The organism is Allofranklinella schreckenbergeri (assembly GCF_003703475.1).
In the GTDB taxonomy this organism is placed as follows: domain Bacteria; phylum Pseudomonadota; class Gammaproteobacteria; order Burkholderiales; family Burkholderiaceae_C; genus Lampropedia; species Lampropedia schreckenbergeri.
Genome location: NZ_RDQM01000006.1, coordinates 84557 through 97507, shown reverse-complemented (window position 1 = coordinate 97507; position 12951 = coordinate 84557). Strand labels below are relative to the sequence as shown.

The 12951-nt window shown below is 64.8% G+C and carries 12 protein-coding genes; 9 read left to right on the top strand and 3 right to left on the bottom strand.

Annotation, left to right across the window (positions count from 1 at the left end; all coding sequences use genetic code 11):
• Window positions 1–15: 15 nt before the first annotated feature.
• Window positions 16–708, bottom strand: a complete 693-nt coding sequence (locus EBQ26_RS06030; RefSeq protein WP_122238115.1) for a Bax inhibitor-1 family protein — start codon at window positions 706–708, stop codon at window positions 16–18.
• 338 nt (window positions 709–1046) lie between these two features.
• Complete coding sequence (gene hemP, locus EBQ26_RS06025) at window positions 1047–1223, bottom strand: hemin uptake protein HemP (protein ID WP_122238114.1); 177 nt, start codon at window positions 1221–1223, stop codon at window positions 1047–1049.
• A gap of 343 nt (window positions 1224–1566) precedes the next feature.
• Here hemP and EBQ26_RS06020 point away from each other — a divergent pair, with 343 nt between their 5' ends.
• The 4 genes from EBQ26_RS06020 to EBQ26_RS06005 all read left to right on the top strand — a co-directional run bounded on the left by EBQ26_RS06020 (window position 1567) and on the right by EBQ26_RS06005 (window position 5389).
• On the top strand, window positions 1567–2862 hold the full coding sequence (locus tag EBQ26_RS06020; RefSeq protein ID WP_122238113.1) for a solute carrier family 23 protein: 1296 nt from the start codon (window positions 1567–1569) through the stop codon (window positions 2860–2862).
• A gap of 43 nt (window positions 2863–2905) precedes the next feature.
• Window positions 2906–3601 carry a fumarylacetoacetate hydrolase family protein gene (locus EBQ26_RS06015; protein WP_122238112.1) on the top strand — a complete coding sequence of 232 codons (696 nt, stop codon included), beginning with the start codon at window positions 2906–2908 and terminating at the stop codon, window positions 3599–3601.
• Between the two features lie 110 nt (window positions 3602–3711).
• Window positions 3712–4119 carry a DUF2304 domain-containing protein gene (locus tag EBQ26_RS06010; protein WP_122238111.1) on the top strand — a complete coding sequence of 136 codons (408 nt, stop codon included), beginning with the start codon at window positions 3712–3714 and terminating at the stop codon, window positions 4117–4119.
• Window positions 4109–5389: a glycosyltransferase family 4 protein gene (locus EBQ26_RS06005; RefSeq protein ID WP_238944177.1), complete on the top strand. Its 1281-nt coding sequence runs from the start codon at window positions 4109–4111 to the stop codon at window positions 5387–5389. Before EBQ26_RS06010 ends, EBQ26_RS06005 begins: the two co-directional genes overlap by 11 nt.
• A gap of 47 nt (window positions 5390–5436) precedes the next feature.
• Here EBQ26_RS06005 and EBQ26_RS06000 read toward each other — a convergent pair whose 3' ends face one another.
• On the bottom strand, window positions 5437–7830 hold the full coding sequence (locus EBQ26_RS06000) for a heavy metal translocating P-type ATPase (protein WP_238944176.1): 2394 nt from the start codon (window positions 7828–7830) through the stop codon (window positions 5437–5439).
• 65 nt (window positions 7831–7895) lie between these two features.
• On the opposite strand from EBQ26_RS06000, the gene cadR reads away from it, so the two are divergent.
• The 5 genes from cadR to EBQ26_RS05975 all read left to right on the top strand — a co-directional run bounded on the left by cadR (window position 7896) and on the right by EBQ26_RS05975 (window position 12852).
• Window positions 7896–8351: a Cd(II)/Pb(II)-responsive transcriptional regulator gene (cadR, locus tag EBQ26_RS05995; RefSeq protein WP_122238109.1), complete on the top strand. Its 456-nt coding sequence runs from the start codon at window positions 7896–7898 to the stop codon at window positions 8349–8351.
• 160 nt (window positions 8352–8511) lie between these two features.
• Entirely contained in the window at window positions 8512–9012 is a 501-nt protein-coding gene (gene tpx, locus EBQ26_RS05990; protein ID WP_122238108.1) for a thiol peroxidase, read from the top strand.
• Between the two features lie 350 nt (window positions 9013–9362).
• Window positions 9363–10544 (top strand): succinyl-diaminopimelate desuccinylase, encoded by a 1182-nt coding sequence (gene dapE, locus EBQ26_RS05985; protein ID WP_122238205.1) that lies wholly within the window; start codon window positions 9363–9365, stop codon window positions 10542–10544.
• A gap of 132 nt (window positions 10545–10676) precedes the next feature.
• Window positions 10677–11624, top strand: a complete 948-nt coding sequence (prmB, locus tag EBQ26_RS05980; protein ID WP_122238204.1) for a 50S ribosomal protein L3 N(5)-glutamine methyltransferase — start codon at window positions 10677–10679, stop codon at window positions 11622–11624.
• 109 nt (window positions 11625–11733) lie between these two features.
• On the top strand, window positions 11734–12852 hold the full coding sequence (locus tag EBQ26_RS05975) for a Fic family protein (RefSeq protein WP_122238107.1): 1119 nt from the start codon (window positions 11734–11736) through the stop codon (window positions 12850–12852).
• The last annotated feature ends 99 nt before the right edge of the window (window positions 12853–12951 follow it).

Here is a 12951-nt window from a genome sequence, read left to right as displayed (position 1 = left end):
CACAGCCTAATGGCCTTATTCATCCCCGCCAAAAATACCAAGCAAATACAGCAAGTTCTGGAAAATGTTGTAAAGGCTTAGGTACAGCGAGAGAGTCGCAGAAACGTAATTGGTCTCACCACCATCCACAATCCGCTTGATGTCGTACATGAGCCAGAAGCTGAACAGCGCAATCGCTACTGTGGAAAGCGCCGCGCTCAAAGCGGGAGACTGAAACACCAAAATATTCAGCACGCCCGAAACGAGCAGCACAATACCGCCCACCAGCAACCAGCGCCCTGCCCCAGAAAAATCGCGCTTCGTCGTCGTCGCAATGGTCGCCATGGTCGCAAATACTGCGGCTGTGCCTGCAAAAGCCGTCATGACCAATTGCGTGCCATTACCCAAGCCGAGCACCCAGCCAATCAAGCGCGAGAGCATGAAGCCCATAAAGCCGGTAAATACCAGCAACAAGACCACGCCCGTAGCGGAGTTTTTGGTTTTCTCAATGGCAAACATCAGCGCATAAGCCACAACCATAAACACCACCAAACCCGTCACGCCAGAGAGATTGGCCGCGATCCCCGTGCGCAGGCCTACGTACGCGCCCAACACGGTCGGAATCATGGACAACGCCAGCAGCAAATACGTGTTGCGCAGCACACGATTGCGGGTCTGTGCGGACACGGCGTAATCCATGCCTACACGCGGTTCATAAGATTGATTCATAGAAGTCTTGCCCCTTGGTTGATTTGCAAAAAACCATTCTATAAGGGCGCTCAATGCGCAGCGCTTTCAACACCGCCAAACCCGCGCAATTTACAAGTTGTTTTCAAAAGCAAAAAAAGCCTGGCTAGTAAGCGCCTCAAGCGCCGTTGGCTGGCCAAACGACCTTATGAGAGTCCCGCAAAAGCCAAGACTCTGGTCGCCCCACGATGAAAACAATCGCAAGCCGCATCCATTTCAAAAAAAGCTTGGCTACCAGGCGCTATGCCCTTGGCTAGCTAAAACGACCTTTTCGAGCCTGAAAGTCCAGACTCTGGTCGCCCCACGATGAAAGGATTGCGCTACTTGGTCAAAATGAGCTTGCCCAGCTTGGTGGCTTGCAAGCGATACGTCACGCCGTTGTGCTGGATCGTGACCGACTTTTGGCCGCGCAGCAGATCAAGGCTGTCGAGCGTGGCTGGCGGCAGGCTGCGCCCGGCATCAAACGTCTGAGCTGTGGACTTGATGGTTGCAGTCATCACGAATCGCAAGAAAAGGGTAAAGATAAGAATCCGGCCAGCGATGCGACGCGTAATGCGCACATCGCGGCAACAGGTGAATAATAAGAATTACTCTTATCCTCATCAAGATTTTTCTCAATATCCCCTACTCTTTATCGGGTTTTATCGGCCCTGGTGCCTGTTCAGGCTGTTTTAGCCCCTCTGCTGCCACCCTTTTGCAAGATAGCGTTCCACAACACCTTCAGCCCAAAAATGAGCGTCTTGCAGGTGTATTCTTGGTCGGCATTTTTTTGCGCTTTCCTTCTTTTCTCTCGGCACCCGCACCCATGCTGGCGGGCGCTGCGCCTCTCGCTACTCTCTCATGTTCCACTGGATAGAAAAATCACCTCAAGCCCTTGAGCATGGCGGCGTGATCGCCCCTGATGAGCGCCTGCCCTGGCCGCAAACCTCCATCATGGGCGTGCAACACGTCATTGCCATGTTTGGCTCCACCATCCTGGCTCCCATCCTCATGGGGTTCGATCCCAATGTGGCGGTGCTCATGAGCGGTATCGGCACATTGATTTTTTTCCTCATCACCGGCGGCAAAGTGCCCAGCTATTTAGGCTCCAGCTTCGCCTTCATCGCGGTGGTCTCTACCGCCACGGCTTACGCGGGCAGCGGCCCCAACCCGGCTATCGGGTTGGCCCTGGGCGGGATTGTGGTGTGCGGCTTGCTTTACACGCTCATCGGCGTGGCCGTGCATGCCATTGGCACGCGGTGGATTGAGCGGCTGATGCCGCCTGTTGTGACAGGCGCCATCGTCGCTGTCATTGGCCTTAACCTGGCATCCATTCCTGTCAAGAACATGGCGGCCAACAATTTTGAGAGCTGGATGCAGGTGCTCACTTTTGTCTGCATCGCCTTGGTGGCCGTGTTCACACGGGGCATGGTGCAGCGCCTGCTGATTCTGGTGGGCCTGGTCATCGCCAGCGTGATGTATATGCTGCTCACCAACGGGCTGGGCTGGGGCAAACCGGTGGATTTCAGCGGCATTCTCAACGCGCCCTGGTTTGGCTGGCCCAGCCTGAGCACGCCCGTGTTCGATGGCAAGGCCATTTTGCTGATTGCGCCCGTCGCCATCATTTTGGTGGCAGAAAACCTGGGCCATATCAAAGCCGTCACCGCCATGACGGGCCGCAATATCGACCCCTACATGGGCCGCGCCTTTATTGGCGATGGCGTGGCCACGATGGTCAGCGGCAGCATGGGCGGCACGGGCGTGACGACTTATGCGGAAAACATCGGCGTCATGGCCGCTACGCGCATTTACTCCACCGCCATCTTCCTCGTGGCTGCGGCGCTGGCGATCTTGCTGGGCTTTTCGCCCAAGTTTGGCGAGCTGATTCGCGCCATTCCCATCCCCGTCATGGGCGGGGTTTCGATCGTCGTCTTCGGCTTGATCGCCGTAGCGGGCGCGCGCATCTGGGTGGAAAACAAGGTGGACTTTTCGCAGAACAAAAACCTCATCGTCGCGGCCATCACCTTGATCCTGGGAACAGGGGATTTCACGCTGAAGTTCGGCGACTTTGCTTTTGCAGGCATTGGCACGGCCACGTTTGGCGCGATCTTGCTGTATGCCTTGCTCGATCGCGGCTCTCGCTCCAACGCCCAGTAAGCCACACTGCCTCCCTCCTCCCCCTTGCAGAGATTGATTTGCGATGAATTTGCTCTTTCCCGCCCCCGCCACCCCTTGTGTTTCTATCCTCGGCCAGCCCCAGAGCTTTCCCGTGCACCGCATTTACTGCGTAGGCCAGAACTACGCCAAGCATGCGCAGGAAATGGGCAGCACCGGCCGCGAGGCGCCCTTTTTCTTCATGAAGCCCGCCGATGCCATCGTCCACGTGCCCGCTGGCGCAACGGGCGAGATAACCTATCCCAGCCTGACGCAAGACTTGCACCACGAAGTGGAGCTGGTCGTCGCCCTGCACAAAGGCGGCCAAGACATCGCCGTCGAACACGCGATGGAGCACGTTTTGGGCTACGCCGTCGGGCTGGACATGACGCGCCGCGACCTGCAAGCTCAGCAGAAAAAAGCCGGGCGCGCCTGGTCCATCGCCAAAGGCTTTGAGCAAAGCGCGCCGCTAGGCCCCATCGTGCTGCGCGCGCAAGCGGGCGATATCGAGAACGCCGCGATCACGCTCAGCGTCAACGGCGCTGCCCGGCAGGAAGGCAACACCGCCGAGCTGATCTGGAAAATCGCCGAAGTCATCTCCACCCTCTCGCGCGCCTGGCGCCTGCAAGCGGGCGATTTGATCTTCACCGGCACGCCCGCTGGCGTGGGCGCAGTCACCCCGGGCGATGCCATGCTGGGCCGTATCGCGGGCCTGCCCGATCTGCACGTGCGGGTGGTTTGACCTCAATCAATCAACAAACCATAGGAAAAACAATTTCAATACTAACATGCCGAAATATGCAATATTTATTTCCTATTGATTTGTAAAAAACAGCATCCGACGCACTTGCCATGGCCCCTTTTCACCTCACCACCTCGCTGCTAGGCGTTGGCTTGGCCGTTGCCATCGTGTGGCTGATCCGGCGCGATGACTTGTACATCCGCCATGCCCTGTTCTGGTTCGCCGTGGCCGCCGCCGCCGCCGTGTTTGGCCTGTGGCCGCGCAGCCTGGACTGGATTGGCCAATGGGTCGGCGTGCAATATTCCCCCGCCCTGGCCTTGCTGGTTGGCGTCATCGGCTTGTTTCTCAAAGCCCTGCATATGGACGTGACCAACACCCGCCTGGAGATGGAGCTTCGCTACACCCAGCAATCGCTCGCCTTGCTGGAAGCGGAAATGGCCACGCTTCGCCAGCTTGCCGTGCCTGCGCATGGCGAAGCCGCCGCCCCCTCCTCGCCCGCTGCCACGCATGGGCATTGACCTCATCCTCGCTGCCGAGGCGCTCAACCCGCCGCTGACCGGCATCGGCCGCTACAGCCTGGAGCTGGCGCGGCGGCTGGAGCGCCACGCCGCCATCGACCGCGTGCGCTACTTCGCCTACGGCCAGTGGTACGCCTCGCCCGTTGCGCGGCTGCTGGGCCAGGCGGGCGCAGACGACAACGGCCCAAGCACCCAGGCTGCCCACGCCCCAGCCGCCCAGCGCGACCTGATGCCCCCCTGGCTGGCGCAACTGCGCCGCCGCCTGGCGCTCAGCCCCCTGGCCGTGCGCGCCTACCACCACGCCATGCCCTACCTCAGCGCCTGGCGGCTGCGCGGCAATAGCCAGGCCCTGTTTCACGCGCCCAACTTCTTCGTACCCACGCGCTTTGCGGGCCGCACCATCGCCACCGTGCACGACCTCTCGCACCTGCGCCATCCGCAGTTCCACACCCAGGCGCGCGTGCAGTACATGAACATGGCGCTGGCGCCCAGCTTGCGCCACAGCGACCACGTCATCGTCATCTCCGAGGCCACACGGCAGGAATTTCTCCATTTCTTCCCCTGGTATCCCGCCGAGCGCGTCAGCGCCATCTTGCTGGCCGCCGACAGCGCCTTTGCCCCGCACAGCCCGGCCGATGTGCAGCGCGCGCTGGCACGCCTGCAAGCGCAACCCTGCCCGCTCGCCACAGCATCCGCCGTGCCCACACCGCTCAAACCCCAGGGCTATGCGCTGTACGTCGGCACGCTGGAGCCGCGCAAAAACCTCGCCCGGCTACTGCAAGCCTACGAGCGCCTGCCTGTGCCACTGCGGCGCGAATACCCGCTCGTGATCGCGGGCGCCAAAGGCTGGGATTGCGACGCCCTGCTCCAAACAATGGCCCGCGCCCACCACGCTGGCTGGCTGCATTACTACGACTTTGTGCCGCAAGCGCTGCTGCCACCCCTGTACGCAGGCGCAGCGCTGTTTGTCTATCCCTCGCTCTACGAAGGCTTTGGCCTGCCCGTGGCCGAGGCCATGGCCAGCGGCACGCCGGTGGTGACCTCAGCCCTGTCCTCCATGCCCGAAGTGGCCGCAGGCGCGGCGCGGCTGGTCGATCCCCACGACAGCGAAGCCATCGCCAGCGCCATTGCGCAAGCCCTGCAAGACCGCGCCTGGCGCGATAGCGCCCGCGCCCTGGGCCTGCAACGCGCCGCCCAGCTCACCTGGGAGCGCACCAGCGCCGCAACCATTGCGCTGTACCAACAAGTCATGGCCGCCCCAAAGCGTTGAGGGCGGCCTTGGCGCGAGACTTGGGATGGCAGGCTCTAGCAGGGCTGCTAAAGCTCGCGCCAATGCTGCAAACGCAGGCCCAGGGCAATCACCATCAGGCTGGCGCCGACATCGGCAAACACCGCCATCCACATGCTGGCCAAGCCCGCCACAGCCAAGGCCAGAAAGGCGATTTTGATGCCCAGCGCCAAGGCGATGTTGCGCACCAGCACGCGGTGGGTGTGGTGCGAGAGGCGCACCAGCGTGGCAATGCGCGCCAGCGCACCGTTCATCAGCACCACGTCGGCAGCCTCCATCGCCACATCGGTACCCGCATGGCCCACGGCAATGCCGATGTCTGCGGCGGCCAGTGCGGGGGCGTCGTTGATGCCATCGCCCACCATCGCCACGGGGCCATTGGCTTGCAGGGTTTTCAGCCACGTCAGCTTGTCCGATGGCAGCAGCTCGCCGTGAGCCTGCGCCACGCCCGCCGCCTGCGCGCAAGCGGCCACGGCCTGGGCATGGTCGCCCGATAGCATCACCGTTTGCACGCCCAGCGCATGCAGCGCGGCCACCGCCTCGCGCGCCTGCGGTTTGAGGGTATCGGCCACGGCGTACAAGGCCAGCACTTCGCTATCTCCAGCACCACCATCGCGCACCAACAGGCTGACGCTGCGGCCTTGGTTTTGCTGCTCTTGCAAACGGGCTTGCACGCGCTCGGGCAGGGGCTGGGCCAAGGCGCGCGGGCCGACCAGCCGCAAGCCTTGGCCCTGCACCAGGGCTTGCACGCCCTGGCCGGGCAGGTCGCGGAAATTGGCCACGTCAATGCGAGGGGGCGCGAGGTTGTCGCAAGCGCCTGGGCAGCAAGCGCCCGCACCGCTGACGTCGCCTTGCCCGGCCTGCTCCTGTCCGGCCCGTCCCTGCGCGGCCAAGCCGCGCGCAATGGCCTGGGCCACGGGGTGGTCGCTGTGCGCCGCCAGCGCCTGCGCCCAGCGGTGGCCCAGCTCGGGCGCGGGGGCTGGCGCATCCGCGCTGGCGTCCAGCAGCCACTCCTGGGCCACCAAGGCGGGCTGGCCGGTGGTCAGCGTGCCGGTTTTGTCAAACGCCACCGTGCGCAGGCGGCGCGCGCCTTCCAGATACACCCCGCCTTTGACCAGCAGCCCAAGCTGGGCCGCGCGGGAGAGGGCGCTGACGATGGTTGCAGGCGTGGCGATGACCAGCGCGCACGGGCAGGCGATCACCAGCATCACCAGCGCCTTGTACAGCGCCGCCTGCCAGCCCCAGCCCGCCAGCAGCGGCCCCAGCACCGCCACCGCCAGGGCCAGCGCCAAAACGGCGGGCGTGTAATAGGCGGCGAAACGATCCACCGCCGCCTGCATGGGCGCACGCGCGCTGTGCGCTTGCTCCACGGCTTCGATGATGCGGGCCAGTTGCGTGTCGTGCGCGGCAGCGCTCACACGCACCAGCAGCACACCGCTTTCGTTCAGGCTGCCGGCGTACACCGTATCGCCCTCGCCCTTGTCCACGGGCAGGCTCTCGCCCGTCACCGGCGCCTGGTTCACCGCGCTGCGCCCTTGCAGCACCACGCCATCGAGCGCCAGCCGCGCGCCGGGCTTGACGCGCACCACCGCCCCCGGCAGCACCTGCGCCGCCGGGCGCTTGCCCCATTGGCCTTGCGCGTCTTGCACTTCCACCTCGGCCGGTGCCATATCCAGCAGGCGGGCGATGGCGCCACGGGCGCGATCGACGGCACGCGCTTCCAAATGCTCGGCCAAGGCATACAAAGCCATCACCATCGCCGCCTCCGGCCATTGGCCAATGGCAAACGCCCCCGTGACCGCCACGCCCATCAAGGCGCTGATGCTCAAGCGCCCCCGCCGCAGGGCCTGCAAGCCCTTGAGGTAGGTGGACCAGCCCGCCAACACCACCGCCAGCAAAGCCAGCGCCATGCCCCAGGGGCGCAACGCCTGCGGCAAAAAGGCATGGCCCAGCTCCGCCCCCAGCGCCAGGGCCAAGGCCGCGCCAATGCGCACCGGCCCCGGCGGCGTGCGCAGCCAGCGCCACGCTGCCGCCCACGGCGCGCGCGCGGCAACAGGTGATGCGGCGGATGGCACCGATGCATCCACAGTAGACGCCTTGGATGCCGCCTCGCGCCCCATGCCGCAGCCGCAGCCCGCACTTTCGGCACTGCCACCGCAAGCAACCGCAGGCGACGCGGGCGACGCGCCGCCTTCCATCACCCGCTCAGGCTCAAACCCTGCCGCGCGCAACGCCGCTTCTGCCTGCGGCAGGGCCTGGGGCTGGGCCTGCACCGTCAACGTGCGTTCGATGAGGCGAAATTGCAGCCGCCCCACACCCTCCACCCGCGCCAGGAGGGCGCGGATTTCGCTTTCCTCCACCGGGCAATCCATTTGGGGGATGCGCCAGGTGACCTGGGTCAAAATAGTTCGCGTTGCGTTCATGCCGCCCATTGGAAACCCTGGAGCCGCTCCAGGGTCAAGCGGTTTTTTCAGTCCCTGCCCGTCCCATGAAAATCAGCGAACTGGCCCGCGCCACCGCCACCCCAGTTGACACCATCCGCTATTACGAGCGCGAGGGCCTGCTGCCCGCCCCCGCGCGCAGCGACAGCAACTGGCGCTGCTACGGGCCGCAGCACGCCGAGCAACTGGCCTTCATCCGCCAGGGCCGGGGGCTGGGCCTGTCGCTGCAAGAAATCAAGACCCTTTTGCGCTGGCGCGAGCAGCCCTGCGCCAATTGCGGCGCCGTCAACGCGCTGGTGGACGAACACATCCGCCACATCGGCCAACGCATCCGCGAGCTGAGCGCCCTCAAGCGCCAGCTCCAGGCCCTGCGCGCACGCTGCGCCGAGCAGCGCGACGTGGCCCATTGCGGCATCCTGCACGGCATGACCGAGCAAGCCCAGCAAGCCGCCACAGCGCCGCCCCCGCCGCAAAACGTCCACGCCCACACGCCGCCGGGCTAAGAGCGCGCTCAAAGGCCGCACATCGCACCCCGCATTGCCCCGCCGCCAGCAACGGCCATCCAGCAATGCAAGAATCCGCAATGCAAGAGCGCGCCCAGTGGCCGCTTTGCACCCATTCCCCCCTCCTTGATTTCATCACCCCCTAGAAAGGATCAAGCCCATGACCCAAGTCACCCTCAAAGGCAACCCCGTCGAACTGGCTGGCGCGCTGCCCCAAGTCGGCCAAACCGCCCCCGCTTTCACGCTGGTGGGCAGCGATTTGAGCGATGTCACGCTGGCCCAATTCGCGGGCAAGCGCAAAGTGCTCAACATCTTCCCCAGCGTCGATACGCCCGTGTGCGCCGCCTCCGTGCGCGCCTTCAACCAGGAGGCGGCCAGCCTGCCCAACACCGTCGTGCTGTGCATCTCCGCCGACCTGCCCTTTGCCCAGGCGCGCTTTTGCGGTGCCGAAGGGCTGAGCAACGTCGTCAACCTCTCCACCATGCGCGGCGCGCGCTTCATGAAAGACTATGGCGTGGAGCTGGCCAGCGGCCCACTGGCAGGCGTGACCGCCCGCGCCGTGCTCGTGCTCGATGAGAACGACAAAGTCCTGCACGTGCAGCTCGTGCCCGAAATCGCCCAAGAGCCTGACTACGCCGCCGCCAAAGCCGCCTTGGCTTAACCCCCTTGAACTCACCCGCGCAGCGCACCGCCGCCGCGCGCCTAGCAACAGCAGATGCCGCCCCAGGCCGCATCTGCTTTTTTACGCCCCCGCACCCCCTCGCGCACGCCACACCATCGGTTAGGATCAACCCTCACCCCGGCGAGCCAAGCCCGCCCATCCAATCCAATCAAAGGAAAATCACAACAAATACCATCATGCCGAAAAAGGCAATTTTATTTGCCTAATGATTTGCAATAAAAACACCGCTGCACCAACCGATGCAACCGGCCCCATCCCTTAGCCCATTGGCCCCTGCCCTGCCCCACACCTTGACCACCGACCACACCCCCAGCCCCGCCGAATCCGCCATGACTTCCGCGCTCAACCAAGCCCTCGCCCTGCTCAAGCAACTGATCGCCCAGCCCTCCGTCACCCCCGATGACGCAGGCTGCCAAGCCCTGCTGGGCGAGCGCCTGCTGGCGCTGGGTTTTGCGCTCGAATGGCTGCCCGCGGGCGACGGCAGCGCGCAAGTCACCAACCTCTGGGCCACCCGCCCTGGCGCCACGCCCGATGCGCCCACCCTCGTCTTTGCCGGGCATACCGACGTCGTGCCCCCCGGCCCGCTGGCGCAATGGCAAAGCCCACCGTTTGATCCCACCGTGCGCGATGGCCGCCTCTACGGGCGCGGCGCCAGCGACATGAAAGGCTCCATCGCCGCCTTCGTCATCGCCCTCGAACACTTTCTGCAAAAAAACCCCGCCCCCAACCTGCGCCTGGCCCTGCTGCTAACCAGCGACGAAGAAGGCCCCGCCACCCACGGCACCACCTTCGTCGTCGAAACCCTGCGCGCGCGCGGCGAGCGGCTCGATTACTGCATCGTGGGCGAACCCACCGCCGTCGAGCGCACGGGCGACATGCTCAAAAACGGCCGCCGCGGCTCGCTCAGCGCCCGCCTGACCATCCACGGCATCCAGGGCCACATCGCCTATCCGCACCTGGCGCGCAACCCCATCCACCAGGCCCTGCCCGCCCTGGCCGAGCTGGCCGCCACCCAATGGGATGCGGGCAACGACTACTTCCCCCCAACAAGCTGGCAAATCAGCAACATCCACGCCGGCACCGGCGCCACCAACGTCATCCCCGGCGACTTGGCGGTGGATTTCAACTTCCGCTTCAGCCCCGAATCCAGCGAAGCCAGCCTGCGCGAGCGCGTGCACGCCCTGCTCGATCGCCACGGCCTGCAATACACCCTGCAATGGACACTGGGCGGCCAGCCCTTTTTCACCCCCCCCGGCACGCTGGTGGACGCCGTGCAACGCGCCATCAACCGCACCACTGGCCTGCGCGCCCAACTCTCCACCAGCGGCGGCACCAGCGACGGGCGCTTCATCGCCACCCTCTGCCCCCAAGTCATCGAGCTGGGCCCGCCCAACGCCAGCATCCACAAAATCGACGAAAACCTCGCTCTGGCCGATCTCGAAACCCTCACCCGCATCTACCTGCGCGCGCTGGAAAACCTCAACGAACCCAGCGCCCCCACCCACGCATAAAACCCGCCTGCGCAGCCAGCCCCTGCAAAACCACCCGCAAAACACCAATCAAGAGAAATGAAATCGCCTTGTTTAGGCAACATTATCAGTATGTGAATTTTCTTATTGATTGATAAAAACAAACCGCCCGCCATGCCTGCCAACGCCCCCCTCTCCCTGGCCCAACTCGTCGCCCAAGCCGCCCGCCAGCTTGATGCCGCCCAGCTCAGCTACGGCCACGGCACCACCAACGCCTGGGACGAAGCCGCCTGGCTCGTGCTCTGGCGCCTGGGCCTGCCGCTGGACACCGACCTGGACGGCCCCACAGGCAACACCCCCATCGCCGCGCCGCAACAAGCCGCCGCCCTCGCCCTCATCGAGCGGCGCATCGCCGAGCGCACCCCCGCCGCCTACCTCACGCAAGAAGCCTGGCTGCACGGCCTGCCCTTCTACATCGACGAGCGCGCCATCATCCCCCGCAGCCTCATCGCCGCCCCCCTGCTGGACGGCCACTTCGACGCCTGGCTGCCCGCGCCCGCCCCGGAGCACACCGCCGAAAACGCCCCCCGCGTGCTGGACCTGTGCACCGGCAACGGCAGCCTCGCCATCATCGCCGCCCTGGCCTGGCCCGACGCCCGCATCGACGCCCTCGACATCAGCGCCGACGCCCTGGCCGTCGCCGCCATCAACTGCCGCAAACACGGCGTGCAAGAGCGCGTGCGCCTCATCCAATCCGACGGCCTGCAAGCGCTCGACCCCGCCCGCGACCGCTACCACCTCATCCTCTGCAACCCGCCCTACGTCAACAGCCAAAGCATGGCCGCCCTGCCGCCCGAATACCGCGCCGAGCCAGACCTGGCCCTCGCAGGCGGCCCCGACGGCATGGACTTCATCCGCACCCTGCTGCACGCCCTGCCGCCCTACATGCAGCCGCACGCCCCGCTGGTGCTGGAAATCGGCCACGAACGCCCCCACTTCGAGCGCGCCTTCCCCCAGCTCACCCCCCTGTGGCTGGAAACCGACGCCGGCAACGACCAGGTGCTCGCCCTCACACGCGAAGATTTGCAGCAGTTGCCGCCGTTGCAGCAAGCAGCCCGCTGACCAGGCGCTTTGGCGCACCACCAAGCCATGCGGTGAATCAACGCGCATTCCCCGCATTGTGTGCGGAGAATGCATTGCCTCCGCCCCCCATCGCGTGTCCAATCCCCGCATGAATCCAGCAGCAACAACCTACATCTGGCAGGCCCCCGATTGGCCGCAATGGCGCTACGACCTGGCGGCGCTGACCGGGCCATTGACCGACGTCAGCCTCGCCCAAGGGCTTTTGCTCGGGCGCTTGGCCGACGTCGGAATGGCGCTGCGCGACCAGGCCAGTCTGGCCGCCTTGACCGAGGACGTACTCAAAACCAGCGAAATCGAAGGCGAAATCCTCAACGCGCAATCGGTGCGCTCCTCCATCGCCCGCCGCATGGGCGTGGACATCGGCGCCCTGGCCCCCGTGGACAGGCATGTGGAAGGCGTGGTGGAAATGATGCTGGATGCAACCACCCGCGCCACCGCCCCCCTGACAGCCCAGCGCCTGTTGGGCTGGCACGCCGCCTTGTTTCCCACCGGCTACTCCGGCCTGCACCAGATTGAAGTCGGCCAATGGCGCACCGATGCCCAAGGCCCCATGCAAGTGGTGTCAGGGCCACCAGGTCGGCGCAAAGTGCACTTTCAGGCCCCGCCTGCGCAGGCGCTGGCCGCCGAGATTGAGCGCTTTCTGGCCTGGGCCAATGCCGAAACGGGCGAGCCTGCACTCATCAAGGCCGGGTTGGCGCACCTCTGGTTCGTCACGCTGCACCCCTTCGACGATGGCAACGGCCGCATCGCCCGCGCCGTGGGCGACCTGTTCCTGGCCCGCGCCGATGGCAGCGCGCAACGCTTTTACAGCCTCTCGGCCCAAATCCAGCGGGAGCGCAAAGACTATTACGAAGCGCTGGAGCAAACCCAGAAAGGCTCGCTCGACGTGACCGGCTGGCTGTCATGGTTTCTGGGCGCGCTCGGCCGCGCCGTGGCCAGCGCTCAAGACACCCTGGATGCGGTGCTGCGCAAGGCGCGCTTTTGGCAACGCTGGGCAGACCAACCGATGAATGAACGGCAGCTCAAGCTGCTCAACCGCCTGCTCGACGGCTTCGACGGCAAATTGACCAGCAGCAAATGGGCCGCCATCGCCAAATGCTCGCCCGACACCGCCCTGCGCGACATCACACAACTGCTGGAGCTGGGGGCGCTCCGGAAAACCCCGGGCGGGGGGCGTAGTACGGGGTATGAGCTGGCAGCGCAATAAGCCAACCCAGCGTCGGCCCCACGCCCTCAAGGTCAAGGCGCCTTCTTATTTCAAATCAAAAAAATTTGATTTGAATACAGAATTGCCGAAACAGCATTT

Coding starts and splice junctions, on each gene's coding strand:
- EBQ26_RS05975 (WP_122238107.1), top strand. CDS start 11,734: ATGAATCCAGCAGCAACAACCTACATCTGGCAGGCCCCCGATTGGCCG.
- EBQ26_RS06000 (WP_238944176.1), bottom strand. CDS start 7,830: ATGAACGCAACGCGAACTATTTTGACCCAGGTCACCTGGCGCATCCCC.
- dapE (WP_122238205.1), top strand. CDS start 9,363: ATGACTTCCGCGCTCAACCAAGCCCTCGCCCTGCTCAAGCAACTGATC.
- EBQ26_RS06030 (WP_122238115.1), bottom strand. CDS start 708: ATGAATCAATCTTATGAACCGCGTGTAGGCATGGATTACGCCGTGTCC.
- EBQ26_RS06005 (WP_238944177.1), top strand. CDS start 4,109: ATGGGCATTGACCTCATCCTCGCTGCCGAGGCGCTCAACCCGCCGCTG.
- EBQ26_RS06015 (WP_122238112.1), top strand. CDS start 2,906: ATGAATTTGCTCTTTCCCGCCCCCGCCACCCCTTGTGTTTCTATCCTC.
- EBQ26_RS06010 (WP_122238111.1), top strand. CDS start 3,712: ATGGCCCCTTTTCACCTCACCACCTCGCTGCTAGGCGTTGGCTTGGCC.
- hemP (WP_122238114.1), bottom strand. CDS start 1,223: ATGACTGCAACCATCAAGTCCACAGCTCAGACGTTTGATGCCGGGCGC.
- EBQ26_RS06020 (WP_122238113.1), top strand. CDS start 1,567: ATGTTCCACTGGATAGAAAAATCACCTCAAGCCCTTGAGCATGGCGGC.
- cadR (WP_122238109.1), top strand. CDS start 7,896: ATGAAAATCAGCGAACTGGCCCGCGCCACCGCCACCCCAGTTGACACC.
- prmB (WP_122238204.1), top strand. CDS start 10,677: ATGCCTGCCAACGCCCCCCTCTCCCTGGCCCAACTCGTCGCCCAAGCC.
- tpx (WP_122238108.1), top strand. CDS start 8,512: ATGACCCAAGTCACCCTCAAAGGCAACCCCGTCGAACTGGCTGGCGCG.